We start from the raw sequence: 26,907 nt of genomic DNA on the forward strand, positions 1-26,907 counted from the left end.
CACGCGAGAGACCACGGGAGACAGGGAAACCGATGGCACTGCGAAGCGGTACGGAGAAGTCCGAGGGCACCACGGGCGGCCAGGCGGACGATCAGACCGAGCGTCGCCGGCTGTCGCTCAACCCTTTCTTCGGGGAGGCCGACCCGGTCGGCGGGATGTCGTCCGCGCCGCCCAAGCACCGGCTCCCCGACGGTCCGATGCCCCCGTCCACGGCCTACCAGCTGGTCCATGACGAGCTGATGCTGGACGGCAACTCCCGGCTCAACCTGGCCACTTTCGTCACCACCTGGATGGAGAAGCAGGCCGGGGTGCTGATGGGGGAATGCCGGGACAAGAACATGATCGACAAGGACGAGTACCCACGGACGGCCGAGCTGGAGCGGCGGTGCGTCGTGATGCTCGCCGATCTCTGGAACGCCCCCGACCCCTCCGCCGCCGTCGGCTGCTCCACCACCGGCTCCAGCGAGGCCTGCATGCTCGCCGGGCTCGCGCTCAAGCGCCGCTGGATGGCCAGGAACCGGGACCGCTATCCGGGCGGCGCCCGGCCCAATCTCGTGATGGGGATCAACGTCCAGGTCTGCTGGGAGAAGTTCTGCAACTTCTGGGAGGTCGAACCCCGCCTCCTTCCTATGGAGGGTGACCGCTTCCACCTCGACCCGCGGGCGGCGGCCGATCTGTGCGACGAGAACACGATCGGCGTCGTGGCCGTACTCGGCTCCACCTTCGACGGCTCGTACGAACCCGTCGCCGAGCTCTGCGCGGCCCTCGACGCCCTCCAGGAGCGCACGGGGCTGGACATCCCCGTCCATGTCGACGGCGCGTCCGGCGCGATGATCGCTCCCTTCCTCGACGAGGACCTCGTCTGGGACTTCCGGCTCCCGCGCGTCTCCTCGATCAACACCTCCGGGCACAAGTACGGCCTGGTCTACCCGGGTGTCGGCTGGGCGCTGTGGCGCACGTCGGCCGAACTGCCCGACGACCTCGTCTTCCGCGTCAACTATCTGGGGGGCGAGATGCCCACCTTCGCGCTGAACTTCTCACGGCCCGGCGCGCAGGTGGTCGCCCAGTACTACACGTTCCTGCGGCTCGGCAGGGACGGATACCGCGCCGTCCAGCAGACCACGCGGGACGTGGCCTGCGCGCTCGCCGAAAAGATCGGGGAGATCGACGAGTTCCGGCTGCTCACCCGTGGCGACCAGCTGCCCGTCTTCGCCTTCACCACCGCCCCGCATGTGACGAACTTCGATGTCTTCGACGTCTCGCGGCGGCTGCGGGAGCACGGCTGGCTCATGCCCGCCTACACCTTCCCGGCCGATCGCGAGGATCTGTCCGTCCTGCGCGTGGTGTGCCGCAACGGATTCTCGGCCGACCTCTCCGCGCTGCTGCTCGCCGATCTGCGGCTGCTGCTGCCCGAACTGCGGCTCCAGCCGGAGCCGTTGGGCCGGGACAAGGCGAAGGCCACGGCCTTCCACCATTGACCGGAGATCAGTGGCTCAGCCTGCGGAACCGCCGTGCCGCGAGCGGGAAGAACAGCGCGGTCAGCACCAGGGGCCACGCCAGCGCCAGCGCATACGCGTGCTCCGCCGCCCACGACCCGCTCAACTGCCCCGGAACGCCCGCCAGATCACGTACCGCGGCCGCCGTCGCCGACAGCGGGTTCCACTCGACCGCGGCCCCGAGCCAGCCCGGCATGGACTCCGGCGTCGCGAACGCGTTGGAGAAGAAACCGATCGGCCAGACCAGGATCTGCACCGCCTGCACCAGCTCCGGCTTGCCCGCCACCATCGCCAGGTGGATGCCGAGCCACAGCATCGCGAACCGCAGCAGAAGCAGCAGCCCCACCGCCCCGAGCAGCGCCGCGGCTCCCCTGTCCCAGCGCCAGCCGAGCGCGAACCCGACCCCGATCATCACCACCAGGCTCAGCGCCGACTGGAACATGTCCGCGACACTGCGGCCCACCAGCACCGCCGACGACGCCATCGGCATCGAGCGGAACCGGTCGATGACCCCCTTGCCCAGATCCTGGGTGACGGCCAGCATCGTGGCCTCAAGCCCGAAGACCATGGTCAGCGCGAGCATCCCGGGGACGAGGAAGTTGATGTACTCACCCTCGACACCGCGCCCCGCGCCCATCAGATAGCCGAACATCAGCAGCAGCATCACCGGGAACATCAGCCCGACCACGACCTGGACCGGCTGTCGCTGCCAGTGGGCGAGTTCGCGCCGTGTCATCGTCCAGCTGTCGGTGACCACCGATGCGTTCGTCGTACTCATACGGCCTCCTTCGTACGGTGCGTCAGCTGCAGGAAGACCTCGTCCAGCGTCGGCCTGCGCACGACGATGTCCTCGGCCTCGATCCCGGCCGCCTCCAGCGCCTGTACGGCCCTGGTCAGCGCCGCCATCCGGTCCGGGGCGGGGACGCCGACCAGCAGGCGGTCCTCGTCCACCGTCGCCTCGTCCCCGAACAGCCGTGCCGCCGCCGCCAGTTGGCCCGCGTCGCGGACGACGACGTCGATCCGGTCGCCGCCGACCTTCGCCTTCAGCTGGTCCGCGGTCCCCTCGGCGATCACGCGCCCGCTGTCGACGACCGAGATCCGGTCCGCCAACTTGTCGGCCTCGTCCAGATACTGCGTGGTCAGCAGTACGGTCGTGCCTCCGCCGACCAGCGAACGCACCGATGCCCACACCTCGGCCCGGCCGCGCGGATCAAGTCCGGTCGTCGGCTCGTCCAGGAAGAGCACCGCCGGATCGGTGATCAGCGAGGCCGCCAGGTCGAGACGGCGCCGCATGCCCCCGCTGTACTGCTTGATCGACTTGCGTCCGGTGTCGGCGAGCCCGAAGCGCTCCAGCAGTTCACCGGCGCGCGCCGCCGCGCGGCGGGCGCCCAAGTGGTGGAGCCGCCCGAACATGTCCAGGTTCTGCCGCCCGCTCAGTTCCTCGTCCACCGCCGCGTGCTGTCCGAGCAGCCCGATCCGCCGGCGTACCTCCCGCGCCTCCGTACGGATGTCGTGCCCCGCGACCCGCACGACGCCCTCGTCGTGCCGCAGAAGCGTGGCCAGCACCCGTACGGCCGTCGTCTTGCCCGCGCCGTTCGGCCCGAGAACCCCGTGCACGGTGCCCCGCGCCACCACCAGATCGAGCCCGCCGAGCGCGGACTTCTCGCCGTACCGCTTGTGTACGCCCTCCATGACGATCGCGTCCGTCGCGTCAGTCAATGCCTTCGCCTCCAGCCCCTCCACGGAATAGTCAAACTTGACTACGCCACGAAAGGTAGACCCTGGAGGCTGATTAGTCAAACTTGATTAGAGAAGCTGAAGAGCGGCGCCCGGCGCCGTCAGTCGTCGTCGCCCTCGGCGGGGACGCCCGTCGCGTACGGGTTCTCCTCGCCTTCGGCGAGTACGCCGACGAAGGGGTCACCCTCACCCGAGAAGACGTGCGCGCCGCCCTCGATGCGCTTGATGAACCCGCGCGTCCACTCGGCCCCGGAGTCGGCCTGGCTGATCCAGAGATTCATGATCTCGCCGATGTGTCCGAGCTGTTCCGGGCCCTCCTCGGGCGTGTAGTGCTCGGTCACGGACGCCCGCCAGTCCTCGATCGCCCGCACGCGCTCCTTGAGCAGCTCGACCGCCTCGGCGCGCGGCAGATCGACGATGAAGCCGACACCCGCCGACAGCACGTCCATCTTCTGGTCGTAGGCGACCAGCGACTCACGCAGCAGCCGGAAGTACTCCGCGGTCCCGGCATCCGTCAGCTCGTACTCCGTGCGCGGCGGGCCGCCGGCCGTGCTCGGCGCGACCTCGTGCGCGAGCAGCTCGCCCTGCTTCGCCATCTGCTTCAACGCGTGGTAGATCGAGCCGGGCTTGGCGTTCGACCACTCGTGCGCGCCCCAGAACTCCAGGTCGTTGCGGATCTGATAGCCGTGCGCGCGGCCGTGCTGGCGCACCGCCCCGAGCACCAGCAGCCGGATCGCTGACATCGCCATACCCTTCTATTCAACTTTGACTAGACTACTCGACATGACAGAGAAGACCATCCCGCTCCTCCCGTGTCAGACCATCCAACCCGTAGTCGACTTCTACACGGCACTCGGCTTCGAGATCACCTTCCTACAGAGGAGCCCCAACCCGTACGCGGTCGTCGAACGCGGCGATGTGGAGCTCCAGTTCTTCGGGATGAAGAAGTACGAGCCCGCCGCGTCGATCAGCGGCTGCTACGTACTGACCGACGATGTCGAGGCGCTGCACAGCGCCTTCCGTGCCGGGCTCAAGGCGGCGTACGGGAGGATCCCGGCCCGTGGGCTCCCCAGGATCGGCCCGGTCAAGGACATGTCGTACGGGGTGCGCCAGTTCCTCATGACGGACCCGGCCGGCAACACCATCCGGATCGGGCAGCCGAACGGCTCCGGGAGCGACGGGCACCATCAGCCGCCTCCCAAGGAGCCGTACGCGCGCGCCCTGCACCTGGCGGTGACCTTCGCCGACTCGAAGCAGGATCCGGAGGCCGCCGCGAAGGTCCTCGACCACGCCCTCAAGGAGGCCGAGGCGGGCGGGGGCGCGTCGCCGACCGCCGTACAGCTCTACCGGCTGCTCGTCCTGCGCGGCGACGTCGCGCAGCGTCTGGACGACATCGAGGAGGCGGGCGGCCTCCTCCGCCGGGCCGCCGCCGTCGAGTTGACGGAGGCGGAGCGCGCGGAGGTGGATGACGACCTGGAACGGGCCGCGGAGCTGCTGGGGTCGCTCCGGCACGAAGAGCCGTAGCTCAGAGCGCGGTGGTGGCGCCCGGGTCTCAGAACGGGAAGGTCGAGCGCCCGTACTGAACGGAGATCCACTTCTGGGTGGTGAAGGCGTCGACCATCGACTCGGCGTTCAGCCACTCCGCGCCGGAGTGCTTCTCGCCGCCGAAGGGGACGATCGGCTCGTCGTGGCCCGTGCCGTCGTTGATGTGGATCATGCCGGTGTCGATCCGCCGCGCGACGCGCACACCACGCTCGACATCGCCGGTGTGTATGGAGCCGCTCAGCCCGCACCGCGTGTCGTTGGCGATCCTGACCGCCTCGTCCACGCTGTCGAACGGCAGCAGGATCGCCACCGGGCCGAGTATCTCCTGGGCCAGGACGGGCGAGTCGGCGGCGATACCGGTCAGCACGGTCGGCGAGACGAGATTGCCGTCGACCCTGCCGCGCACCAGCGCGGTGGCGCCCGCCTCGACGGTCTCCTCGACCTGCGCCGCGACGGCGTCGGCCTGCTGGGAGCTGATGAGCGGGCCGATGACCGTCTCCGGGTCGGCCGGGTCGCCGACGGTCAGCGTCCTGACCTTGGCGACGAACTTCTCGGTGAACTCCTTCTCGACCGAGCGGTCGAGAAGGATGCGGTTCGCCGCCATGCAGACGGGGCCCTGGTACGCGTACCGGCTGAAGACCGCGGCGTGGACCGCGTAGTCGACATCGGCGTCCGCGAGCACGATCAGCGCGCTGTTCCCGCCGAGATCGAGCACGGAGCGCTTGAAGTTCTTCGCGCAGACGACCGCGACGTGCTGTCCGACCCGGTCGGAACCGGTGAAGGAGATGACCTTCGGTACCGGGTGCTCGATCAGCGCGTCGTCGATCTCGGCGATGTCGGTGATGACGACGTTGAGCAGTCCGGCCGGCAGGCCCGCGTCCTCGAACACCTTCGCCACCAGGGAACCGCCGCAGATCGGCGTGTTCTGGTGCGGCTTCAGTACGACGGCGTTGCCGAGCGCGAGAGCGGGTGCGACCGACTTGAGCGACAGCAGGAAGGGGAAGTTGAAGGGGCTGATGACACCGATCACGCCGACGGGGGCGCGGTGGACCCGGTTCTCCGTGCCGTCCACCGGGGAGGGAAGTATCCGGCCCTCGGGGCGCAGCGTGAGCTGGATGGCCTCGCGCAGGAGTTCCTTGGCGAGTCGCAGCTCGAACGCCGCCTTGAGGCGCGTACCACCGAGCTCGGCGATGATCGCCTCGGTGATCTCGTCCTCGCGGTCCTCGACGATGCGCAGGACGCTTTCGAAGACGCTCCGCCTGGCGTAGGGGTTGGTCTCGGCCCAGGCCACCTGCGCGCGCTCGGCGGCGCGGTACGCCTGGTCCACCTCTTCGGCCGTCGCCACCGCGATGGATGCAAGCTTCTCGCCGTTGAAGGGATTGAAATCGATGATGTCCCACGAGCCACTGCCGGGCCGCCACTCGCCGTCGATGAACTGCTGGTCGAGTTCGGCGAAGAAGGACATATGATCCCTAACCTCAGAACCGGAAAGCTGATGTCACGTCATCATACTTACGCGGCATCAGAGTGAGGGCCCTTCGAGAACGGGCTCGATGCCGATAGGCGCCGATAACCGCACGGCTCTGTACGGCTTCGGTCGATCGCGGTCATTCTGAGTCATTCACGGTCATTCGCAATCGACTTCGACCTCGGCTTCAAGCTCGACGTCAAGCCCGGTCGATCGCGGATCGTTCATGAGAGTTGCAGCAAGCCTCGCAGCAGGTCACGACTCTCGGCCGGGCCGAGGCTGTCCTCGTGCAGCCGTGTCATCACCCGTTCGTACTGGGTGACTTCCTCCTGCTTGTCGAGATACAGCGCGCTGGTGAGCTGCTCCAGATAGACGAGATCGGAGAGGTCGGACTCGGGGAAGCGCAGCATCGTGAAGGCGCCGCTCTCGCCCGCGTGTCCGCCGAAACTGAACGGCATCACCTGGAGCGTGACCGTCGGATGCTCGGAGATCTCGATGAGATGGGCCAACTGACCGCGCATCACCGAACGGTCGCCGTACGGGCGGCGCAGCGCCGCCTCGTCCAGCACCGCGTGGAAGCGCGGGGCGCGCTCGGAGACGAGCACCTTCTGGCGCTCCTGACGCAGCGCCACACGCCGGTCGATCTCGGCCTGGGGTGCGTTCGGCATGCCACGCTTGACGACCGCGTGCGCGTACGCCTCGGTCTGCAGCAGGCCGTGCACGAACTGGACTTCGTAGATCCGGATCAGTGAGGCGGCGCCTTCGAGGCCGATATATGTCTGGAACCAGCCTGGCAGTACATCGCCGAAGCTCTGCCACCAGCCGGCGACGTTGGCCTCACGGGCGAGACCGATCAGGGACCCGCGCTCCATCTCGTCGGCGACTCCGTAGAGCGTCAACAGGTCCTCGATGTCCCTGGACTTGAAACTCACCCGCCCCAACTCCATACGGCTGATCTTGGACTCCGACGCGCGGATCGAGTAACCGGCCGCTTCACGGGTGATGCCACGCGACTCGCGCAGCCGCCTCAGCTGCGAGCCCAGCAGTATGCGCCGCACCACGGATCCGCCCGGTTCGACTGCGGTCACGTCTCCAACCCTCCCCATACGGTTCATCTCCCACTATTTCTCCCACGACGACCCCGGAGCACCCCCGAACCCTGAGAGCCGGATTGTGCCATCAAACGCATCACCCCGTACTCATTCGATTACAGAAATGAGAAGCCTTTGGGAAGAGGGAGAAAGTAGCCGACAGAAGAAAAGAACCGGAACGTCACATCCTGGTCGAAGTCGGGCGCGTGCACGTGCATCTGCCCTTGCATCTGCTCTACGCATTGGGAACCATGGTCCTCGCCGCACCTGCGTGCTCGTTCGTGTTTGACGTGTTGTGACGCTGTACCACCGCAGTATCGCTACGGCCGCGAATCCCGGGGAGTGCCTCGCATGGGGACGAATGGATCGACCGTGCTCGAGCCGTTAAGGCAGGGGCTTCCGCCGATCGATCCCGCAGCCGTCTCCAGCTCGGCGTCATGCGCGCTCCCGGCCCGCTACGAAGCGGTACGCGGGGCACGGCAGTTCACCCGGACGACACTCTGCCAGTGGGAACTCGACGACCGTTTCGATGATGTCGCGCTGGTCGTATCCGAACTCGTCACCAACGCGCTGCGGCATGCCCTCCCCTCGGACACGCCGCGCGAGGCCCAGGAACCGCCCGTACGGCTGCATCTGATGCGCTGGACGACCCGGCTGGTGTGCGCGGTGCGCGATCCGAGTTACGCGGGTCCCACCGCGCGCGAATCGGACGAGGATTTCGCCGCGGAGTCCGGCAGAGGGCTGTTCCTGGTCGAGTCCTTCAGCGATACGTGGGGCTGGCATCCGCTCGCCGGCTCACTGCACGGCAAAGTGGTCTGGGCGCTGTTCCGGCTGCCGGCCGAATAATGAGGACGGCCGGCAGAGGGCGAGCGTTCGACGGCGAGCGGTTGACAGTGAGCCGTTGACGGCGGGTGTTTCGACGGCGGGCGGCCGGCGGAGAGCCGACGGCGAATGGCGTGAGGACTCGGTCTCAGGCCGTCAGATGATCGAATTCCCCGTCCTTCACACCCGCCAGCATGGCCACGATCTCGGCCCGGGTGTACACGAGGGCGGGTCCTTCGGGGTGGCGTGAATTCCGGACCGCCACGGACCCACCGGGCAGTTTGGCGAACTCGACGCAGGAACCCTGCGAATTACTGTGCCTGCTCTTCTGCCAGACGACTCCGTGAAGCTCGGTGGCCGCCATGCCGTTGTACGCGTGGTGCACAGGACGCTCCCCGAGTTGCATGGTGCAGGTGTCAACTAGCTCGGATCATAGCTGTGTTCACATGCCAATGCATGAGCAGATGCACGTGCACGCGGGGTGTTCCCTTGACTACAGACTCACGAACCTTTGCCTCATTCATTGAGACGAACGGAAAGCCCTTTCGGTGCCGCTGTTTCCCGGACTCGTCCGGAACTCGACGGCCGGGGTCCTTCGCGGCCGTGCTGGTAGCTTGGCGCGGTCTTGAGAACTGAAGGGGGACTTGCACGTGCACAAGATCGTACGATCCAGCGTCGCGACGGCGGGACTCGTGGTCGCGCTCACCCTCACCGGCTGTGGCGGCAGTGACAGCGGTGACGACTCCGCCAAGGACAAGGGCTCCAGCACGCCGGCCACGAGCGAGCCGGCCGCCAGTGCCGAGGAATCCGCCCCGGCGACCGGCGGCACCGCCGACAGCCTCGAAGGCACCTGGGCCGGACTGACGGAGGGCAAGGCCGTCGCGCTGTCCGTCAAGGAAGGCCAGGCCGCTCTCATCGCCGGCGAGCACATCTGCCAGGGCGACGTCCAGGACATGGGCGGCGAGCCGATGCTTTCGCTCAAGTGCGCCGACGGGGACACCGCGCGGACGATGGGGTCGATCGACTCCAACGACGGGAAGACCCTGGTGCTCTCCTGGGAGGGCGGCGCGAAGGACAGCCTCGCCAAGACGGAGCCGGGCGAACTGCCGCCTGGCCTGCCCACCGATATTCCGGTGCCGTGACGGATACCGCTTTCTCCTTTTGAGGGCGTCGGGTCAGCTGAACCCGGCGCCCTCTTCATGAGGAGGTCACGTCCGCCGGGAGCCGGTCACGCGGGCCCGGTCCGCAGCCGCCGTACCGTGCGCCCACCCTTCGCCGTCACTCACCCCGCGCACTCTCGTCCGTACGGTTTCCGGGAACATCCGCTCCGTGCGGTCTTCGACCGCCACCTCCCGTGCCGCGAGAACGGGCAGCAGCCGCCCTCCTTCTCCATCGGCCGCTCGCGCGGGGTCACCGGCGTCCGTGCCGGCGATCTCGGCGTGCGCGGCGGCGGTCGTGGCCTGCTCGGCGGCGGACGCGAGCCGTTCGCCGATCCGGTGGGCGTACGCCATGAGGAAGGACTGCCGGAAGGTCTTCGTCCGTCTGCGGCCCGACGCGCGCTGGGCGACCTCCGCACGGGTCATCGCCGCGGTCCCCTGCACAAGCAGCGACGTGTGCAGCAGCTCGACCACTTCCAAATCCGGCTCAAAACCGACCACGGTCGAGAAGCCGAAAGCGCTGTTCCACACCGAACGGCAGTGGTTGGCGGACGCCACGGCGTCGAGCAGGATCGCCTTCGCCGTCTCGTACGGCGCGTCGACGCCGATCCGGCAGGCGGCCGGCACGTCGGCGCGGTGCGCGCGGTCGGCGAGCAGGGCCTCGTCGATGCTGTGCCGGGCCATCAGCTCCTGGGCCTTGGCGCTCAGGGCCTCGGCCTCCTCGGGGAAGTCGGTTCCCTCGGCCTTGGCGAGCAGGGCACGGATCCGGGTGAGCATGCGCGGTTCGCCGTCGGCCGCCGGGAGGTGGACGGGCGCGCCCGGGACCGGCCCCACGGCCTCGATCGCCGGGAGCCCGAGAAGCAGGCGGTACAGCTCCAGTGCGGTGGTCGCGTGCGAGAAGCGGTCGGCGGACCGGGGCGCGGGCACGGCCTTGCGGTCGGCCTCCAGGTCGGCGGCGATCTCCGTGAGCTGGGCGTGCCAGCGCGGGGCCACCCGTTCGTAGCGGACCGTCTCCGTGGCGATCAGCTCGGCGACGAGACGCACGTGCGTCTCGTCGAGGTCGCGGCGCACGAGCCGTACGACGTCGGCGGGCTGCCAGCCGCGCTCCCAGGCCCGGCGCAGGAACTGCTCGCCCCGGCGGCGCAGCTCGGCGTCGGCCGCCGGATCGGCGGCGAGCAGGGAGGCGCCGGTGTCCAGGCCCCGGCCGCCGTCCGCCTCCGGGTCGGCGTAGAGCGCGGCGGCGAACGCACGGTCGACCGCGCCTGTCTCGCCTGGCGTACCTGGCATGGAGCCGTCTCTCCCTGTCCCTTGATCGACCGGCCCGCGCCGTCGTAGCGGCGGGCCGCCCTCCATGGTCCCAGAAGGCGACTTATCCACAGGCTGTGCATATCGAACTACTGCACTACCTGCACGATCGCGCGTCTGTCCACAGGTGAGTAGGTTCCGGTACACGATCCGGCGGATCGCCCTACGGTGGTGGAACTCGCGACGAGAGGACACGGACGCGCATGGGCGGGAACAAGAAACTGATGCTGGCGGGCGACTGGTATCTGCCGGACGACGAGGAGCTGGAGGCGGAGTCCCGGCGGCGGGCTGACCTGTGCTCCGCGTACAACGGGACCGACGGGCGCGGGCTGCCCGACGCGGAGGGGCGCGAGCGGATACTGGGCGAGCTGCTGGGGTCGGTGGGTGAGGGCGTACGGATCCGGCCCCCGTTCAACTGCGACTTCGGCACATACATCAGCATCGGCGCCCGTACGTTCATCAACTTCGGCGCGGTCTTCCTCGATCCCGCGCCGATCACCGTCGGCTCCGACGTCCAGATCGGCCCGAACGTCCAACTGCTCACGCCGACCCACGAACTGGACACCGAGCGCCGCCGGGCGGGCTGGGAGCGGGCGTCGCCCGTGACCATCGGCGACAACGTCTGGCTCGGCGGTGGCGTGATCGTCTGCCCCCGCGTGACGATCGGCGAGAACACGGTGGTCGGCGCGGGATCCGTGGTCACGAAGGATCTGCCGGCCGGGGTCCTGGCGGTCGGCAGTCCGGCGCGGGTGATTCGCGAGCTGGACTAGGCCCTTCCCGGGGGCCCGTCAGCTCACGGCTTGATGATCAGCTTGCCGCGCGTGTGGCCCGACTCGCTCGCCGACTGCGCCTGGGCCGCGTCCGCAAGGGGGTACGTCCGTGCCACCAGGACGCGCAGCGTGCCCTCCGCCGCCGCGCGGGCCTGCTCGGCGAGACCCGCGCGACTGTCCTCGGGGGTCGAGCCGCCCGCCGAGAACGGCACTCCGTGCTCGGCGGCCGTCGGGTCGGCGATCGTGATGATCCGGTCGGTCGTGCCGCCGCGCAGGGTGATCGAGTCCGGCAGCGCGCCCTTGCCCGCCGCGTCGAAGACGGCGTCCACACCCTGGGGCGCGGCGGTGCGGACGCGCTCGACGAGGCCGTCCCCGTACGTCACCGGGATGGCGCCGAGCAGCCGGAGGTAGTCGTGGTTCGCCGGTGAGGCGGTGCCGATGACCGTCGCGCCACGTGCCACGGCGAGCTGGACGGCCATGGATCCGACCGATCCGGCCGCCCCGTGCACGAGAAGGGTCTCGCCCTCCTTGACGGCGAGGTCGTCGAGCACCCGCCGGGCGGTCTCGCCCGCGACGGGGATGGCTGCCGCCACGTCCCAGCTCAGGCCGGCCGGCTTGGGCACGACAACGCCGGCCAGCGTGTACTGCGCGTAGGCACCGCCCACGGCCCAGCCGAGGACCTCGTCTCCTACGGAGAGTCCGATGACGCCGTCGCCCACGGCGTGCACGACTCCCGAGAACTCGCTGCCGGGGACCGCGGGGAACGTCGTCGGCATGACCTCCGCCATCCAGCCCTTGCGGATCTTCACATCGGCCGGGTTGACCCCCGCGGCCCGTACGGACGCGCGGATCTGGCCGGGCCCCGGCTCCGGCTGCTCGATGTCCGTGAGCTGAAGCACCTCAGGACCGCCGAACTCGTTGAAAACGATCGCCTGCATGTCAGCCTCCGCGAGTCTTCAGGAAATTCATGCCGTATGAGCTCTTTCGATGGTCTCTGTCCGGAGCCCCGTCCGCCTCTCGAATGTTCCGGCCGGGTCAGTTACGCGCCTGGTCGCGCACCGGCCCGTTGTCAGACCCGGCTGGGAGACTCGGAGGCATGATCGGACGGTGGGTTCTGGCCCCGGCGGAGGGCGGCGGCGCATGGCTCGCGCCGCTGGGCGCGGACGCGCGCCCCGCCGGTCCCGTGCTGCGCGAGCCCGATCTCGTCGAGGCGGTCCGGGCGCGGCTGCCCGAGGTGACGCGTTGGGTGTGGCGCTCCAGCGCGGAGCTGGTGCCCCGGCTGCTGGCCGCCGGGGTCCGGGTCGAGCGGTGTTACGACATCGAGGCGGCGGAGCTGCTGCTGCTCGGCCACGAGGGGCGGCTCGGGGAGCCCCGGTCGGCTGCCGCCGCGTGGGCCAGGCTGCGGCAGGGGCCCGTACCGCCAGATCCGCCGCAGCGGGCGGCCGAACCGGGTTCGCAGTCGTCGCTCTTCGAGCCGCAGGCGGGGGCGGACGTGCCGTTCGACGGGCTGCTGGAGGTGTACGCGGAGCAGCAGCGCAGGCACGAGGCGGCGGAGCATCCGGACCGGATGCGGCTGCTGACGGCATCGGAGTCGGCGGGGATGCTGGTGGCCGCCGAGATGCACGTCGCGGGGCTGCCGTGGCGGGCGGACGTGCACCGCGCGCTGCTGGACGAGCTGCTGGGTGAGCGGTACGCGGGCGGGGGCGAGCCCCGGCGGCTGGCCGAGCTGGCCGATCAGGTCTCGGAGGCGTTCGGGCGGCGCGTACGGCCCGATCTGCCGGCCGACGTGGTGAAGGCGTTCACACGGGCCGGGTTCAAGGTGAGGTCGACGCGGCGGTGGGAGCTGGAGGAGATCGACCATCCGGCGGTGGCTCCGCTGATCGAGTACAAGAAGCTGTACCGCATCTGGACGGCGCACGGCTGGAGCTGGCTCCAGGACTGGGTGCGGGACGGCCGTTTCCGGCCGGAGTATCTGCCGGGCGGTACGGTCTCCGGCCGCTGGACGACCAACGGCGGTGGCGCCTTGCAGATCCCGCGGGTCATACGGGCGGCGGTCGTCGCCGACGAGGGGTGGCGGCTGGTGGTGGCGGACGCCGACCAGATGGAGCCACGGGTGCTGGCGGCGATCTCCCGCGACCGGGGGCTGATGGAGGTCGCCGGACACGACGACGATCTGTACAAGGTGCTGTCGGACCGGGCGTTCTCCGGCGACCGCGCACAGGCCAAGCTCGCGCTGCTGGGCGCGATCTACGGCCAGACGTCGGGCGACGGCCTGAAGAATCTGGCGGCTCTGCGAAGACGGTTCCCCCGGGCCGTCGAGTATGTCGACGAGGCGGCGCGAGCGGGCGAGGAAGGCAGGCTCGTACGGACCTGGCTGGGCCGGACGAGTCCGCCGGCGGCCGGTTCGGAGGACGGCGGCGAGGCGGGGATCCCGCAGGAGTCCGACGAAGTGGCGTCCGGCGACGGCGAGTTCACACCGGGGTACGCGTCGACGAACGCCCGCGCGCGGGGGCGCTTCACACGCAACTTCGTGGTGCAGGGCAGCGCGGCCGACTGGGCGCTGCTGATGCTGGCCGCGCTGCGGAGCGCGACCGCCGGCATGCGGGCGGAGCTGGTCTTCTTCCAGCACGACGAGGTGATCGTGCACTGCCCGCGCGAGGAGGCGGCGGCCGTGGCGCTGGCGATCCGCGAGGCCGGCGAACTGGCGGGCCGTATCGCGTTCGGGGAGACGCCGGTGCGGTTTCCTTTCACGACGGCGACGGTGGAGCGCTACTCGGACGCCAAGTGAGCGTGGTCCGTCCACGGACGGGGAGCGGGTCGGGCGGGGGCGGCGCCCGCCGTGGCCGTGGCCGTAGCCGTAGCCGTAGCCGTAGCCGTAGCCGTGGTGAGCATGCGGCAGGCGCCGGGCGGGGCTTTCGCAGCACGGCCGGGGGAATTACGCTCGGCCGTGGGCATCGCGCGTCGGTCACCGGCCGGGTGAGGCGTGGAGGTTCCCGTGAGATGCCTCTGGAGGCATTCCACCGTGTCAGTCGAGTTGAATCACACGATCGTTCACGCCCGTGACAACCGGGCTTCCGCCGAATTTCTGGCGCACATCCTGGATCTGGAGATCGGCACCGAATGGGGCCCCTTCGTTCCGGTCGACACCGGTAACGGCGTCACTCTGGACTTCGCGACTGTCGGTCAGGAGTCGATCACTCCGCAGCATTACGCGTTCCTCGTTCCCGAAGAGGATTTCGACGGGATCTTCGGGCGGATCAAGGACGCGGGAGTCGACTTCTTCGGCGATCCGCACGGGAAGCTTCCCGGCGAGATCAACCACTACCACGGCGGGCGGGGCGTGTATTTCCTCGATCCGGCGGGGCACTACCTGGAAGTGATCACGCAGCCGTACGACAACGTCGTAGACGCCGTCACGGACGCGGACCAATAGTCAGCTGAGCGTCAACTAGCCGTCGAAGCAAGGGCGTCGGGGGCCGGCAAAGCCCCCGGCGCCGCCCGGAACCGGCCGTCCCCGCCCCGGAATCAGCCCCGGAATCAGCCGCGGCCCGCCAGGAATTCCGCCGCCGCCACCCCGGAGACCCGGGTCGCCCCGTGCGTGACCAGATGAACCGCGCCGGGCGCCGCGCCGTTCGGTACGCCCATCTCCACGACCACCGCGTCCGGCCGGCTCCCCAGGAGCCGCGTCATCGCCGCCGACATCCAGCCGTGCCGCGCCGCGTCACGCACCACGACGACCAGCGAACGCTCCGCCGCCGGGTCGAGCACCTTGCGGTCCAGCAGGTCACCGGCCGCCAGCAGGTCGTCCTCCGTCAGCCGTACCGATGTGGTGCCGGGCAGCAGATCGCTCAGCGGAGCCGCCACGCCCCAGGGGGTCTGCCCGTCGACGGCCAGGTTCATCGTCGGTGACAGCTCCACCACGTGCGGCGCGCCGACGAGCGGCAGCACCGAGCCCCGGCCCTCCTCGGTCGACACACGCAGCGCCCGCCGCGCGGCGACGAGGCCGATGTCGGACGCGGCGCCGTCGGTGGCCACGGCCCGCGTACGGCTGCCCGACCACGCGGCGAACTCGGCGACCCGCGCCGCCGCTTCGGTGATCCGTGCCTCCGGGAGCGTGCCGTCGAGCACGGCCTGGACGAGGTCGTCGGTGAGCTCGTCGAAGGTGGCCTCACCGGCGTGCTCGCCGCCGACGCACACCGCGTCGGCCCCGCCCGTGACCGCCCGTACGGTGGCCCCGCCGATGCCGTAGCGGGCGGTGACCGCGCTCATCTCGATGCCGTCCGTCACCACAAGGCCGTCGAAGCCCAGCTCACCGCGGAGCAGGTCGACCAGGATGCGGGGGCTCATGGTGGCCGGCAGCTCGGCGTCGTACGCGGGCGCGAGCAGATGCGCGGTCATCACCACCCGTACTCCCGCCTCCATCGCGGCGACGAACGGCGGCAGCGCGGTGGCGGCGATCTCCTCGGCACTCCCCGAGACCTGCGGCAGCCCGTGGTGGGAGTCGACGGCGGTGTCGCCGTGGCCCGGGAAGTGCTTGGCGCAGGCGGCGACGCCGGCCGACTGGAGCCCGCGGACCCAGGCGGCGGTGTGCCGGGAGACGACGTCCGTACGGGCGCCGAAGGAGCGGGCGCCGATGACCGGGTTGAGGGGGTTGGAGTTGACGTCGGCGCTGGGCGCGTAGTTGAGGGAGATCCCGGCGGCGTGGAGTTCGCGCCCGATGTCGCGGGCGACGGACTCGGTCAGCTCCACATCGTCCACGGCGCCGAGCGCGAGATTGCCCGGCCGGGAGGCGCCGGTCCAGGCTTCGAGCCTGGTGACGTCGCCGGCCTCCTCGTCGATGGCGATGATCAGGTCACGGTTCTCCGCGCGTAGCTCGGCGGTGAGGCGCGCCACCTGTTCGGGATCGACGATGTTCCGGCCGAACAGGACGACGGAGGTGAGGCCGCCCGCGATTCTGCGGCGGACCCAGTCGGGCAGGGTCGTCCCCACGAACCCGGGCTGGAGCACGGTCTCCGCGAGACGCGTCAGTTGCTGGTGACGGCTGCTGGGTCGGCTGCTCGACTCCATGCGGGTCCTCCGAAGGCGCATCGCTCGGCCGGCTCAGCGAACCGCCCATAGAACTTGGTACAGGCCAATCGGATGTTGGCTTAGACCAATAGGTGTGTCAAGGAGGTGTCGGTCTGTCGCGTTGTACGAACTCGACCCGGAAGCTGGTGGATTGGCCCGTTCATGAATATTTGGTGAGGCTTCGAGGGAGCAGATGGACAGCAGCTAGGCTGGGGCTTGCAGCTGGTTCGTTCCCGTCCGCAGGGCGGGAGCGTCGTAAGAGGGAACCCGGTGGGAATCCGGGACTGCCCCGCAGCGGTGAGTGGGAACGACCGCCGTCATCAGCACTGGGCCCGTGCCGGGCCTGGGAAGCGACGGCCAGTAGATGTCCACCGGGTGTCCGCACCCGGCGGCTGTGCCCGCGAGTCCGAAGACCTGCCCGCTGCCCGTACGCGACCGATCGCGTACGGACATCCCGGTGACCTCGTGGGCGGGTCGGCGTACATATCGGTCGGGCAGTCGTGGTGACGCGTGCACGCACCTTCACAGACGTGCACATACGCACACACCGCGCGGACGCGAACAGAGGCGTACAGACGCGTCTGCGCGAAGGCCCCTCCGATCCCGTACCCCTTCGTGTCCTCGATCCGTCCCGGGATCGCAGGACAACTCGCGAAGGAGAGTTCCGTGACAGACAAGTCCGCAGCCGCGGCAGCACGCGCCACCGTGTACGGCTACCCGCGCCAGGGCGCGCACCGCGAACTGAAGAAGGCCGTCGAGGGCTACTGGCGGGGCGCCGTCGGCGCCGACGCCCTGCGCGACACGGCCGCCGGGCTGCGCCGGGCCAACTGGGAGCAGCTCACCGCCGACGGTGTCCACGAGGTTCCGACCGGCGACTTCTCGTACTACGACCATGTCCTGGACACCAGCGTGATGGTCGGCGCGATCCCCGAGCGGTACCGCGCGGCGCTCGCCACCGGGCCGGTCGGCTCCGACCCGCTGGACGGGTACTTCGCGATGGCGCGTGGCACACAGGACGTGGCGCCGCTGGAGATGACCAAGTGGTTCGACACCAACTACCACTACCTCGTCCCCGAACTCGCCCCCGGCACCGCCTTCTCCGCCGACTCCACCAAGCAGGTCGCCGAACTGACCGAAGCCCTCGCGCTCGGCCACACCCCCCGGCCGGTCCTGGTGGGCCCCGTGACCTATCTCCTGCTCGCCAGGCCCGCCCCCGGCGTGCCCGGCGACTTCGAGCCGCTGACGCTGCTCGACCGGCTCCTTCCCGTGTACGCGAAGGTCCTGGCCGACCTGCGCGCGGCCGGCGCCGAGTGGGTACAGCTGGACGAGCCCGCGCTCGTACAGGACCGCACCCCGGCCGAACTGGCCGCCGCCGCCCGCGCGTACCACGACCTGGGCGGCCTCACCGACCGGCCGAAGCTGCTCGTCGCCTCCTACTTCGACCGGCTCGGCGAAGCGCTGCCGGTGCTCGCCAAGTCGCCCGTCGAAGGGCTCGCGCTCGACTTCACCGGCCCGGCCGCGGCCAACCTCGAAGGTCTCGCGGCCGTCGACGGGCTGCCCGGCAAGCGGCTGGTCGCCGGCGTGGTCGACGGACGCAACATCTGGATCAACGATTTCGAGAAGTCCCTCGCCACGCTCGGCACGCTCCTCGGCCTCGCCGACCGCGTCGACGTCGCCCCGTCCTGCTCCCTGCTGCACGTCCCGCTCGACGCGACCGCCGAGCACGACATCGACCCGGAGGTCGCGCGCTGGCTGGCGTTCGCCCGCCAGAAGAGCACCGAGGCCGCGACCCTGGCCCGCGCCCTGACCGACGGCACGGGAGCGATCACCGCCGAACTCGCCGCGAACCGCGCCGCGCTGGCCTCCCGCGCGGACTCGGCGCTCACCCGCGACCCGGCGGTGCGCGCCCGCGCGGCGGCCGTCACCGGCGCGGACGCCCGCCGTTCGCAGCCGTACGAGGTACGGACCGCGGCCCAGCGGGCGCACCTGGGTCTGCCGCCGCTGCCGACGACCACCATCGGCTCGTTCCCGCAGACCGGTGAACTGCGCACCGCACGGGCCGACCTGCGCGCCGGGCGGATCGGCACCGCCGGATACGAGGAGCGGATCAGGGAAGAGATCCGCGACGTCCTCGCCTTCCAGGAGAAGACGGGGCTCGACGTCCTGGTGCACGGTGAGCCCGAACGCAACGACATGGTGCAGTACTTCGCCGAGCAGCTGACCGGTTACGTCGCCACGCGGCAGGGCTGGGTCCAGTCGTACGGCACCCGTTACGTACGCCCGCCGGTCCTCGCCGGTGACATCTCACGGCCGGAGCCGATGACGGTGCGCTGGACGTCGTACGCGCAGTCGCTCACCGCCCGCCCGGTGAAGGGCATGCTCACCGGGCCCGTCACCATGCTCGCCTGGTCCTTCGTCCGGGACGACCAGCCGCTCGGCGACACCGCGCGGCAGGTCGCACTGGCACTGCGCGACGAGGTCAACGACCTTGAGGCGGCGGGCACTTCGGTCATCCAGGTCGACGAGCCGGCGCTGCGGGAGACTCTGCCGCTGCGTACGGACGGGCGGGCCGCGTATCTGGGGTGGGCGGTCGGGTCGTTCCGTCTCGCCACCTCCGGCGTACGTCCGGACACCCAGATCCACACCCATATGTGCTACGCGGAGTTCGGGGACATCGTCGAGGCCATCGACGACCTCGACGCCGACGTCATCAGCCTGGAGGCGGCACGCTCCCATATGCGGGTCGCCGGTGAACTCGCCGCCGAGGGCTACCCGCGCGAGGCGGGACCCGGCGTGTACGACATCCACTCACCGCGCGTCCCGAGCACGGCCGAGGCAACGAGCCTGCTGCGCAAGGGACTTGAGGCGATCCCGGCCGAACGGCTGTGGGTGAACCCGGACTGCGGTCTCAAGACGCGAGGCTGGCCGGAGGTCCGTACGTCCCTGGAGCACCTGGTCGCGGCGGCCCGCGAGATCCGGGCGGGCCTGCCGACGGCGGACTGATCCACGTACGGGTGGGTGTGGCCGGGGGCGTGCGTCCCCGGCCACACCCACCCGTTACAGCCCGAAGAGCGCCAACGACGGCTCCAGACCGTGCAGTTCGACCGGGACGCTACGGTGCGCCTCCCACCCCGCACGGTCCAGCCGCAGCCGCCGCTGGAGGCGCGCCTCGCCCCGCACCGACTCCACCGTCAGCCCGTCCGGGCGGTAGCCGAGCTTCTCCGAGACCCGCAGCGACCGCGCGTTGTCGACCATCGCCCCCGACGTCACGTACCGCGCCCCCAGCCCCTCGAACGCCAGATGCAGCACCGCCGCCCGCATCTCGGTGCCGATGCCACGCCCCTGGTACTTCAGGCCCAGCCAGGAGCCGGTGACCGCCTCGCGGGTCACCGCGAAGTCGTCGGCGCCCACGTCCTGGCGTCCGACCATCTCTCCCTCGCGCCGGACGGCCAGACTCAGCGTCCAGGCGCCCGGCGTCCAGCCCGCGACGGTGCCGAGCACATGCTGGAAGACCGCCCGGCCCCGTTCCTCGGGGCTCCCGTCCGTCCACGGCACGCTGAACGGCATCCGGTCCTCGTCGTGCACCCCGGCGGCGGCGACCGCCGCCAGGCCGGACAGCGCGTCCAGATCCGGGAGCCGGAGTTCGAGGCGCGGGGTGGTGATCCGCAGGCCGTACAGGGGCCAGACATGAGGTTCCATGACGGGAGCCTGCCGAACCGGCCACCGGCGCGTCGACCGAATTAGGCGCCGGAGTGATCCGGCCGACGCCACCGCGCGACCCGGCCCGCCCCCCGCTCCGTCACTCCGTACGCAGCCCCTCCGGCCGCATCATCCGCCACAGTGGTGGCAGGCTCGCCAGCGTCACCAGGAGGATCACCGACGCGCCGGCCGCCGCGTACGGGGCGAAGACCCACCAGTCACCCGCCGATTTCCCGATGATGCCGAGCATGAACGTGCCGAGGACGAGCCCGCCGGCGATCGCGAGGGCCGTGCCCAGTACCACCGGCAGCGCCGTCTGCCACAGCACCGACCAGGCCAGCGTCGCACGCCGCGTACCGAAGGCCACCAGGATGGACAACAGCCGCCTGCGCTCGCGCAGTTGCTCGATCTGCGAGACCAGCATGCTCGCGGCGATCAGCATCATCGTGAGGGTGCCGCCCACCTGGAGACCGCTCTGCACGCTCGCGTACTGCTTGTCCCGTTCCAGGTTCTTCAGCGCGCGGACCCGCAGCGTGGGGTCGATGTCCGCCGCCGTTCCGCGTACGTACTCGGCCGCGTCCGGCACCTGCTGGTCGACCTTGATCGAGACCATGGCCGTGGCCCCGGGCAGCCCGGCGGAGCCGAGAGCGCCCGGTGTGACGAGGATGCCGTCGTGCACGTCGCCCATCGGGTCGGGGAAGGCGGTCACCGTCCGGGCCGACCCGGGCAGCGTCCACAGCACGGGCTCGCCCTTGCCCTCCCCGTAGTCGCCGGTCAGATCGATCTTTCTGCCGGGGACGGCGGCCTCGTCCGTACGGGAGTTCTGCGCCTTCACCCCAGCCGCGCCGACCTGCTTCGCCGCCCGGGAGTCGAGGTGCGCGACGAAGGTGTCCCCGTCCCGGCAGGAGGGCAGTTCGGCGATGTCCCTCAGCGTCGCGCAGGTGCCCACCGTGAGACTCGTGGTCGGCTGCCAGCCCTGCTCCGTGGGGGCACCGGTGGCGACCACATAGGTCTCGACGGTGCCGATCACCTTCGAGACCCCCTTGGTGTCGCGGAAGTCCTGGATCATCCGCTCGGCGAGCGCGGAGTCGCCGTACTCGGCGGAGACGTAGAAGTCCGCCCGGTCCGTGTCCTGCCCCGTGAGCTGGAGGAAGTCCTTCTGCATGACGCCGAACATCATCTGGAGCGCTATCGCACCCGCCACCGCGACGGTGATGCCGCTCACCGCCCGCGCCGCCGTGCCGCTGCTCAACTGGAGCCTTCGGGTGGCCAGTTGCCAGGGCACCGGTCCGCCGCGCAGCCGCGAGACGACCGCTTCGACGAGCCAGGGCAGCAGTCCGGCGAGTCCGATCAGCACGCACGCGGCACCGGCCGCGATCGGGAACTGACCGACGTACCGCGTCGCCTCGTCCACACGCGCGGTCGTCGCGAGGATGCCGATGCCGATGAGGGGCAGCAGCAGCCGCCACCAGAGCCTGCGCCGGCGCGGACGGGTGTCGCGTACGACGCCGAGCGGCTCGATCGCCACCGAACTCAGCGCGGTCTGGGTGACCAGGACGGCGGCGAGCGGCACAGCGAGCACGATGAGCAGGGCCAGTCCGGGCTCCGGGACCACGTCGGACGGGAAGGCGCTGAACCCCCAGAGCCTTATGTGGCCCACCAGTTGACGGGCTATCAGAAAGAGCGCGGCACCGACGGCCAGCCCGGCCACCGTCCCGAACAGGGCCTCCCCCGCCGCGATCCGCCGTACCGTCCTGGCGTCGGCGCCCACCAGCCGCAGCGCCGCCAGCCTGCGGTCCCTGCGCTCGCCCCCGAAGCGGACGGCGGTCGCGATGAAGACGCCCACCGGCACCAGCAGCACGACACACATAAGGATGACCAGCACCACGAGCAGCGGATTGAACGGTGTGCCGGACGCCTCGCGGCCGTAGCCGGACGACCGGATGCCGGCTGCCTCGACGTTCAGCGTCGAACTGCCCGCGTAGTAGCGCAGATCGCCGGGGTCGACCAGACCCGGATCCCCGATCGTGCCGACGATCCGGTCGTCCAGCCGCTGTGCCAGCAGCTCGCCTTCGGACGACGCGAGCAGATCGCGCAGCGCGGGCGAGACGACCATCTCGCCGGCGCCCGGGATCTTCGTGACACCGGGCGGTGGGGGCGCGTCGGCGCCCTCCGGGCGCAGCAGCCGGCCGCTCACCGGGTCGCCGCGGAACTCGGTGGTCGCGTCGGCCCAGATGAAGGTGTCCGTGCCGCCATCGGCGGCGGACTGCGAGGAGGCGGACGGGATACCCAGGGCCAGGCTCCGGGCGTCACGGGCGTCGAGGATCCGCGGTACGGCGGTGGCGGCGAGGAGCAGCGCGACGCCGAGGCCCACACCGAGCGCGGTCAGCGCCGTACGGGCCCAGCCCTCGCGCCCCCCCGAGACGGCGAAACGCGCGCCGAGCGCGAGGTCCCGCGCCCAGGCGCGGAGACCGGTGGGGGCAGTGGCGGTCGCCGGGGACGGCGGCGGCGAGAGCGGCGGCGCCTGCCGGTCGAGGACCGTCATGCCGCGTGCCCCACGCCGCCGTCGTGGCTGCCGTTCCGGCCGCCCGCGCCGCTGCCGCCGCTGTAGCCGGCGCCGCTGACGTAGGCGTCCATGTCGCGCGTCCGGCCGTCCCGTACGACGACCTCGCGGTCGGAGTACGCGGCGACCCGCACCTCGTGCGTCACCAGGACGACGGCCGTGCCCGCCGACCGCGCCACGTCGGTCAGCAGTTCCATCACGCGCTCGCCGTTGAGCGAGTCGAGCGCGCCGGTCGGCTCGTCGGCGAACAGCAGGCGGGGCGAGGTGACCAGCGAACGGGCGACGGCGATGCGCTGCCCCTGACCGCCGGAGACCTCACCGGGGCGCTGGGCTTTCACGTCGGTGACCTCCAGGCGCTCCATCCACTCCAGCGCGATCCGCTCGGCCTCCTTACGGCGGGTGCCGCTGAGGCGCAGCGGCAGCGCCACGTTCTCCAGGCAGGTCAGCTCGGGCACGAGCTGGCCGAACTGGAAGACGAAGCCGAAGTCCGTGCGGCGCAGCGCGCTGCGCGCCCTGTCGGACAGTCCGGTGAGGTCGCGGCCCTGGTAGCTGATGGTCCCGGAGTCGGCGGGCACGATGCCGGCGAGGCAGTGCAGCAGCGTGGACTTGCCGGATCCCGAGGGGCCCATGACGGCGACGATCTCGCCGGGGTGGATCGAGAAGGAGGCGCCGTCGAGGGCGGGGGTGGCGCCGTACGACTTACGCAGGTCGTACGCGGCGAGCAGCGAGCCCTCGGGCGCCGCGGGGGTGGTGGAGGAGGGCGTGGGGGGTGTGGGGGGCGTGGCACTCATCGGCGTACTTCCTCGGCGAGCTTGTCCAGACGGGCGGCAGTCAGTTCCAGCCAGCGCAGGTCGGCCTCCAGATGGAACAGCGCGTGGTCGCAGATCAGCTGGTCCGAGAGATCGCCCTGCCGCTTGCGCTCGGTCAGGACGCGCATCAGCCGCAGATGCTCGGCCCGCTGCGTGTCGAGCAGTTCAGCCGCGCCGCGCCCGGTGAGCAGCGAGATGACGACCTTCGTATAGAGGGTGGACTGGAGATACGGCTCCGGCTTCTCCGGCTGCGCGAGCCAGCGTTCGACATCGGTGATGCCGGCTTCGGTGATCGCGTACCGCTTGCGCTCGGGGCCTCCGCCGGTCTCTATGCCGTCGACCTCGACCAGCCCGTTCTTCAGCAGCCGGGACATGGTCGAGTAGACCTGCCCGTAGTGCAGGGGGCGGTCGTGGCCGAAGGATTCGTCGAAGGCGCGTTTGAGGTTGTAGCCGTGCTGGGGGCCGGATTCGAGGAGCCCGAGGAGCGTGTGTCCGATTGACATGGCGGACACTCTACACACAACGTATACATGGCGTGTATAGCGAGGTCGTCACGGACTCCCGCCCTGTTCATTGACAGGCGTAACCCCGGTTGTTTGGATGCGGCAAGCGCTTTCTGGCCGAGTTTGCCGAGTTTGGAGCACTCCCTTGCAGCTCTCGCGCCGCACCCTGTTGACGATGTTGCCCGCGTCAGCCCTGCTCGCCATGGCCGCGCCACTGCGTGCTCAGGCAGCTGGCCAGGCTGACCCGGCCGACTCGGCGGACCCGGTCGCCAACCACGCCGCGGTCCTCGCCAACGCCCTCGCGATCTTCGCCGGCACCGCCGAGTCCAACGCCCGCCCCGAGGTCGCCGCCAAGCTCGCCGCCATCGCGTCGACGGCCCGCACCCGCCTCACCGCGCTCGACGGCGCGGGCGCCGGGGAACTCTTCAAGGGCCTTCCCCTCGGCACGAGCGACGCGAACCTCAACACCTCGTACCAGTACCTGTACGAGATCGCCCTCGCCACCCGCACCCCCGGCCCCGCCGCCTCGGACCTCCGCGACGACGTGAGCGTCCAGCGGCGCGTCATCGACGGACTGACGCGGCTTCACGAGACGTACTACGGGGACCAATCGAAGGGCTACTACGGCAACTGGTTCAACTGGGAGATCGGCATCTCGGCAAGCGTCAGCAAGACCCTCGTCCTGCTGAAGGACGAACTCGCCGCCTACCGGCCCGAGTTGGCCGCCACCTATCTCGCCTCGATGGACGCCTATCTGCGCAACGGCAAGGACGGCGACGTCGACCTCGACTCGCGCTTCCACACCGGCGCCAATCTCGCCGACATCACCACCAACCGGATCCTCCAGGGCGCCGTCACCGGCGACGACGCGCGCGTCGCCAAGGCCGTCGCCGACCAGCTGACCGTGTACGCCACAGTCGATCCATACAGGCCCCAACACGGGGTCACCGACGGCTTCTACGCCGACGGTTCCTTCATCCAGCACGACTCGGTCGCGTACACCGGTTCGTACGGCAAGGTCCTGCTCACCCGCGCCGTGGGGACCGTCAAGATCCTCGAAGGCACCGACTACATCGACACCGCCGATCTGGTGGCCGTCGTGCGGGGCTGGGTGGCCGACGGTTTCGCGCCGCTCGTCTTCGAGGGCTGGATGATGGAGGTCGTCAAGGGCCGCGGGGTGTCGCGGACGGCGACGGGCTACACGGACGTCGCGGTCGTCGTCGAAGCCGTGGTCGATCTCTCCGGACACGCGACGGGCACCGACGCCGGCACGCTCGCGGGGTATGTGAAGTTCGTACGGCAGACGTCGAAGGCCGCGCTCGACCCGGCCGTCTTCGTCTCACCGGTCAGCGTCGCGCGCTACGCCGACATCCTCGCCGACACGTCCGTGCCGGCGCGGGACCTCGGGGACGCCGAAAGCCACACCGCGTTCAACGCGATGGACAAGACCGTGCACCGGCGGCCCGGTTACGCCTTCGCGCTCGCCCGCAGCTCGGCCCGGATCAGCAAGTACGAGTACATGAGCGGCGAGAACCTGATGCCGTGGTTCCAGGGTGACGGCGCGCACTACCTGTATCTCGCCGGCCAGGACCAGACGCTCGCCTTCGGCGTCGACTACTACACGACGGTGTCGCCGTACCAACTGGCGGGCGTCACCGCGCCGGTGGAGACGCGCGGGACGGTCCCCGGGCTGTACGGCACGGCCTGGTACGACAACCCGGAGCGCGGCTTCACCTCGTCCTCCGAGTCGCAGAACACGTACGTCTACTTCCCGCGCGGCACCAACACCCTGTCCGGCGGGGCCCGTCTGGGCACGTACGGCGCGGTCGGACTCGTGCTCGGCGACGATGTCGCGTACGCGGCGAAGCAGGCCGGCGAGCTGCCCGACGACTTCGTCACCTACCGGAACGCGGTCGCCACCAAGTCGTGGTTCATGTTCGACGAGGAGATCGTCGTCCTGGCGGCGGGGGTCGGTGACCCGGCGGGACGCGCGGTGACGACGACGCTGGACAGCAGGATCGCCGCAGCGCCGGACACCGTCACGGTCAGCGGGCGGCTCCGGAACGGCGCGGCGTGGCCGGGGAGCGGTACGGCTCCGGGCCCGGTGTCCTGGCTGAGGTACGCGGACGCCGGGCAGGGGGTGTCGGTCGGGTACGTCTTCCTGGACGGGGACCGTGACAGCCTGCCAACCGTCGCCCTGGACACCGTCACGAGGAGTCGGCGCGTCGTGCGTACGTCCAACCCCGACACCCCGGTCACCAAGCGGGTGTTCTCGCTCCGCGTCGACCAACCGGCGGGCGCCCGGCGGCTGTCGATGGCCCACGCGCTCGTACCGAACGCCACGGAGGGGCAGTTGAAGGCGTACGGGCGCGGGCCGCTGTCCGTGGTGGCCAACAGCACGCGCGTGCAGGCCGTCGAGCACCGCGGCCTGTCCCTCCTCGCCGCCAACACCTTCACGCCGGGCATCCACCACGCGGGCCGGCTCGCGATCGAGGGCCCCGCGTCGGTGCTGCTGCGGACGGAGCGCGACGGCACGGTCTCGCTCGCGGTCGCGGACCCGACGACGGAACGGAGCACGGTTTCCCTGACCCTGCACGGCCGTTGGCTGCGTGCCGTGTCGTCCGACGACGGGGTCAGCGTCCGCAAGGTGCTCGGCGGCACCCGTATCGACGTCAACACCCACCAGGTGCACGGCCACAGCCTGACGGCACGACTGCGCTAGGGCGCGGCCTCGACCGGGTCCGGCCGGAACGCGCGCTGGATGAAAACGGCACATAGATGGCCGGATGCGGCATCCAGAAGCGTCTTTCGGCCAACGATCCATGTCTCCGCGGTTCACAGACAACCCACAGCCCCTCCCCCGGCCTCTCAGATA

General features: G+C 70.4%; 21 protein-coding genes, 1 pseudogene and 1 riboswitch. Of the genes and pseudogenes, 9 read left to right on the forward strand and 13 right to left on the reverse strand.

Annotation, left to right across the window (positions count from 1 at the left end; translation table 11 throughout):
* Positions 1-32: 32 nt before the first annotated feature.
* Positions 33-1,478 (forward strand): glutamate decarboxylase, encoded by a 1,446-nt coding sequence (locus OIE74_RS16220; RefSeq protein WP_329383701.1) that lies wholly within the window; start codon positions 33-35, stop codon positions 1,476-1,478.
* Between the two features lie 7 nt (positions 1,479-1,485).
* Here OIE74_RS16220 and OIE74_RS16225 read toward each other — a convergent pair whose 3' ends face one another.
* From OIE74_RS16225 to OIE74_RS16235, 3 genes are all read right to left on the reverse strand, one after another.
* Positions 1,486-2,274, reverse strand: coding sequence for an ABC transporter permease (locus OIE74_RS16225; protein ID WP_329383704.1), 789 nt, complete (start codon positions 2,272-2,274; stop codon positions 1,486-1,488).
* Positions 2,271-3,188 carry an ATP-binding cassette domain-containing protein gene (locus OIE74_RS16230; RefSeq protein ID WP_329392324.1) on the reverse strand — a complete coding sequence of 306 codons (918 nt, stop codon included), beginning with the start codon at positions 3,186-3,188 and terminating at the stop codon, positions 2,271-2,273. The genes OIE74_RS16225 and OIE74_RS16230 overlap by 4 nt, the downstream gene beginning before the upstream one ends.
* Positions 3,189-3,334: 146 nt before the next feature.
* Positions 3,335-3,976 (reverse strand): PadR family transcriptional regulator, encoded by a 642-nt coding sequence (locus tag OIE74_RS16235; protein WP_329392325.1) that lies wholly within the window; start codon positions 3,974-3,976, stop codon positions 3,335-3,337.
* 40 nt (positions 3,977-4,016) lie between these two features.
* On the opposite strand from OIE74_RS16235, the gene OIE74_RS16240 reads away from it, so the two are divergent.
* Entirely contained in the window at positions 4,017-4,757 is a 741-nt protein-coding gene (locus OIE74_RS16240; RefSeq protein ID WP_329383707.1) for a VOC family protein, read from the forward strand.
* 28 nt (positions 4,758-4,785) lie between these two features.
* On the opposite strand, the gene OIE74_RS16245 is transcribed toward OIE74_RS16240, so the two are convergent.
* Both OIE74_RS16245 and OIE74_RS16250 read right to left on the reverse strand, forming a co-directional pair.
* Positions 4,786-6,243, reverse strand: coding sequence for an aldehyde dehydrogenase family protein (locus OIE74_RS16245; protein WP_329383710.1), 1,458 nt, complete (start codon positions 6,241-6,243; stop codon positions 4,786-4,788).
* A 227-nt stretch (positions 6,244-6,470) separates the two neighbouring features.
* On the reverse strand, positions 6,471-7,352 hold the full coding sequence (locus OIE74_RS16250; protein ID WP_329383713.1) for a helix-turn-helix domain-containing protein: 882 nt from the start codon (positions 7,350-7,352) through the stop codon (positions 6,471-6,473).
* Between the two features lie 336 nt (positions 7,353-7,688).
* On the opposite strand from OIE74_RS16250, the gene OIE74_RS16255 reads away from it, so the two are divergent.
* Positions 7,689-8,183: an ATP-binding protein gene (locus tag OIE74_RS16255; protein WP_329383716.1), complete on the forward strand. Its 495-nt coding sequence runs from the start codon at positions 7,689-7,691 to the stop codon at positions 8,181-8,183.
* Positions 8,184-8,307: 124 nt separating this feature from the next.
* On the opposite strand, the gene OIE74_RS16260 is transcribed toward OIE74_RS16255, so the two are convergent.
* Positions 8,308-8,544, reverse strand: a complete 237-nt coding sequence (locus tag OIE74_RS16260; protein ID WP_189108945.1) for a DUF397 domain-containing protein — start codon at positions 8,542-8,544, stop codon at positions 8,308-8,310.
* Positions 8,545-8,809: 265 nt separating this feature from the next.
* Here OIE74_RS16260 and OIE74_RS16265 point away from each other — a divergent pair, with 265 nt between their 5' ends.
* Positions 8,810-9,301: a hypothetical protein gene (locus tag OIE74_RS16265; protein ID WP_329383719.1), complete on the forward strand. Its 492-nt coding sequence runs from the start codon at positions 8,810-8,812 to the stop codon at positions 9,299-9,301.
* 66 nt (positions 9,302-9,367) lie between these two features.
* Here the strand turns inward: OIE74_RS16265 and OIE74_RS16270 are convergent, their stop codons facing one another.
* On the reverse strand, positions 9,368-10,603 hold the full coding sequence (locus OIE74_RS16270) for a DUF2786 domain-containing protein (protein WP_329383721.1): 1,236 nt from the start codon (positions 10,601-10,603) through the stop codon (positions 9,368-9,370).
* Between the two features lie 221 nt (positions 10,604-10,824).
* Here OIE74_RS16270 and OIE74_RS16275 point away from each other — a divergent pair, with 221 nt between their 5' ends.
* On the forward strand, positions 10,825-11,391 hold the full coding sequence (locus tag OIE74_RS16275) for a sugar O-acetyltransferase (protein WP_329383725.1): 567 nt from the start codon (positions 10,825-10,827) through the stop codon (positions 11,389-11,391).
* Between the two features lie 23 nt (positions 11,392-11,414).
* Here OIE74_RS16275 and OIE74_RS16280 read toward each other — a convergent pair whose 3' ends face one another.
* Positions 11,415-12,329, reverse strand: coding sequence for an NADP-dependent oxidoreductase (locus tag OIE74_RS16280; protein WP_329383728.1), 915 nt, complete (start codon positions 12,327-12,329; stop codon positions 11,415-11,417).
* Between the two features lie 158 nt (positions 12,330-12,487).
* On the opposite strand from OIE74_RS16280, the gene OIE74_RS16285 reads away from it, so the two are divergent.
* On the forward strand, positions 12,488-14,179 hold the full coding sequence (locus tag OIE74_RS16285; protein WP_329383731.1) for a bifunctional 3'-5' exonuclease/DNA polymerase: 1,692 nt from the start codon (positions 12,488-12,490) through the stop codon (positions 14,177-14,179).
* Positions 14,180-14,413: 234 nt separating this feature from the next.
* Positions 14,414-14,824: a VOC family protein gene (locus OIE74_RS16290; RefSeq protein WP_329383734.1), complete on the forward strand. Its 411-nt coding sequence runs from the start codon at positions 14,414-14,416 to the stop codon at positions 14,822-14,824.
* Positions 14,825-14,928: 104 nt separating this feature from the next.
* On the opposite strand, the gene OIE74_RS16295 is transcribed toward OIE74_RS16290, so the two are convergent.
* Positions 14,929-16,458 (reverse strand): glycoside hydrolase family 3 protein, encoded by a 1,530-nt coding sequence (locus tag OIE74_RS16295; RefSeq protein WP_329383737.1) that lies wholly within the window; start codon positions 16,456-16,458, stop codon positions 14,929-14,931.
* A 206-nt stretch (positions 16,459-16,664) separates the two neighbouring features.
* A riboswitch (cobalamin riboswitch) is annotated at positions 16,665-16,894 on the forward strand.
* 230 nt (positions 16,895-17,124) lie between these two features.
* On the opposite strand from OIE74_RS16295, the gene metE reads away from it, so the two are divergent.
* Positions 17,125-19,461, forward strand: coding sequence for a 5-methyltetrahydropteroyltriglutamate--homocysteine S-methyltransferase (gene metE, locus OIE74_RS16300; RefSeq protein WP_329383739.1), 2,337 nt, complete (start codon positions 17,125-17,127; stop codon positions 19,459-19,461).
* A 54-nt stretch (positions 19,462-19,515) separates the two neighbouring features.
* On the opposite strand, the gene OIE74_RS16305 is transcribed toward metE, so the two are convergent.
* The 4 genes and pseudogenes from OIE74_RS16305 to OIE74_RS16320 form a co-directional block, all read right to left on the reverse strand.
* A complete protein-coding gene (locus tag OIE74_RS16305) occupies positions 19,516-20,157 on the reverse strand; it encodes a GNAT family N-acetyltransferase (RefSeq protein WP_329383741.1) in 642 nt (213 codons plus the stop codon).
* Positions 20,158-20,257: 100 nt separating this feature from the next.
* On the reverse strand, positions 20,258-22,702 hold the full coding sequence (locus OIE74_RS16310) for an ABC transporter permease (protein WP_329383742.1): 2,445 nt from the start codon (positions 22,700-22,702) through the stop codon (positions 20,258-20,260).
* A gap of 86 nt (positions 22,703-22,788) precedes the next feature.
* A pseudogene (locus OIE74_RS16315) lies at positions 22,789-23,511 on the reverse strand (ABC transporter ATP-binding protein); the annotation flags it as partial.
* A complete protein-coding gene (locus OIE74_RS16320; protein WP_329383745.1) occupies positions 23,508-24,032 on the reverse strand; it encodes a PadR family transcriptional regulator in 525 nt (174 codons plus the stop codon). The pseudogene OIE74_RS16315 and the gene OIE74_RS16320, both read right to left, overlap by 4 nt.
* A gap of 145 nt (positions 24,033-24,177) precedes the next feature.
* Between OIE74_RS16320 and OIE74_RS16325 the strand changes: the two genes are divergently transcribed.
* Complete coding sequence (locus OIE74_RS16325; protein WP_329383748.1) at positions 24,178-26,754, forward strand: polysaccharide lyase family 8 super-sandwich domain-containing protein; 2,577 nt, start codon at positions 24,178-24,180, stop codon at positions 26,752-26,754.
* The last annotated feature ends 153 nt before the right edge of the window (positions 26,755-26,907 follow it).

Source organism: Streptomyces sp. NBC_01716 (assembly GCF_036248275.1).
Classification (GTDB): domain Bacteria; phylum Actinomycetota; class Actinomycetes; order Streptomycetales; family Streptomycetaceae; genus Streptomyces.

Coding starts and splice junctions, on each gene's coding strand:
- OIE74_RS16220 (WP_329383701.1), top strand. CDS start 33: ATGGCACTGCGAAGCGGTACGGAGAAGTCCGAGGGCACCACGGGCGGC.
- OIE74_RS16225 (WP_329383704.1), bottom strand. CDS start 2,274: ATGAGTACGACGAACGCATCGGTGGTCACCGACAGCTGGACGATGACA.
- OIE74_RS16230 (WP_329392324.1), bottom strand. CDS start 3,188: ATGGAGGGCGTACACAAGCGGTACGGCGAGAAGTCCGCGCTCGGCGGG.
- OIE74_RS16235 (WP_329392325.1), bottom strand. CDS start 3,976: ATGTCAGCGATCCGGCTGCTGGTGCTCGGGGCGGTGCGCCAGCACGGC.
- OIE74_RS16240 (WP_329383707.1), top strand. CDS start 4,017: ATGACAGAGAAGACCATCCCGCTCCTCCCGTGTCAGACCATCCAACCC.
- OIE74_RS16245 (WP_329383710.1), bottom strand. CDS start 6,243: ATGTCCTTCTTCGCCGAACTCGACCAGCAGTTCATCGACGGCGAGTGG.
- OIE74_RS16250 (WP_329383713.1), bottom strand. CDS start 7,352: ATGGGGAGGGTTGGAGACGTGACCGCAGTCGAACCGGGCGGATCCGTG.
- OIE74_RS16255 (WP_329383716.1), top strand. CDS start 7,689: ATGGGGACGAATGGATCGACCGTGCTCGAGCCGTTAAGGCAGGGGCTT.
- OIE74_RS16270 (WP_329383721.1), bottom strand. CDS start 10,603: ATGCCAGGTACGCCAGGCGAGACAGGCGCGGTCGACCGTGCGTTCGCC.
- OIE74_RS16275 (WP_329383725.1), top strand. CDS start 10,825: ATGGGCGGGAACAAGAAACTGATGCTGGCGGGCGACTGGTATCTGCCG.
- OIE74_RS16280 (WP_329383728.1), bottom strand. CDS start 12,329: ATGCAGGCGATCGTTTTCAACGAGTTCGGCGGTCCTGAGGTGCTTCAG.
- OIE74_RS16285 (WP_329383731.1), top strand. CDS start 12,488: ATGATCGGACGGTGGGTTCTGGCCCCGGCGGAGGGCGGCGGCGCATGG.
- OIE74_RS16295 (WP_329383737.1), bottom strand. CDS start 16,458: ATGGAGTCGAGCAGCCGACCCAGCAGCCGTCACCAGCAACTGACGCGT.
- OIE74_RS16305 (WP_329383741.1), bottom strand. CDS start 20,157: ATGGAACCTCATGTCTGGCCCCTGTACGGCCTGCGGATCACCACCCCG.
- OIE74_RS16310 (WP_329383742.1), bottom strand. CDS start 22,702: ATGACGGTCCTCGACCGGCAGGCGCCGCCGCTCTCGCCGCCGCCGTCC.
- OIE74_RS16320 (WP_329383745.1), bottom strand. CDS start 24,032: ATGTCAATCGGACACACGCTCCTCGGGCTCCTCGAATCCGGCCCCCAG.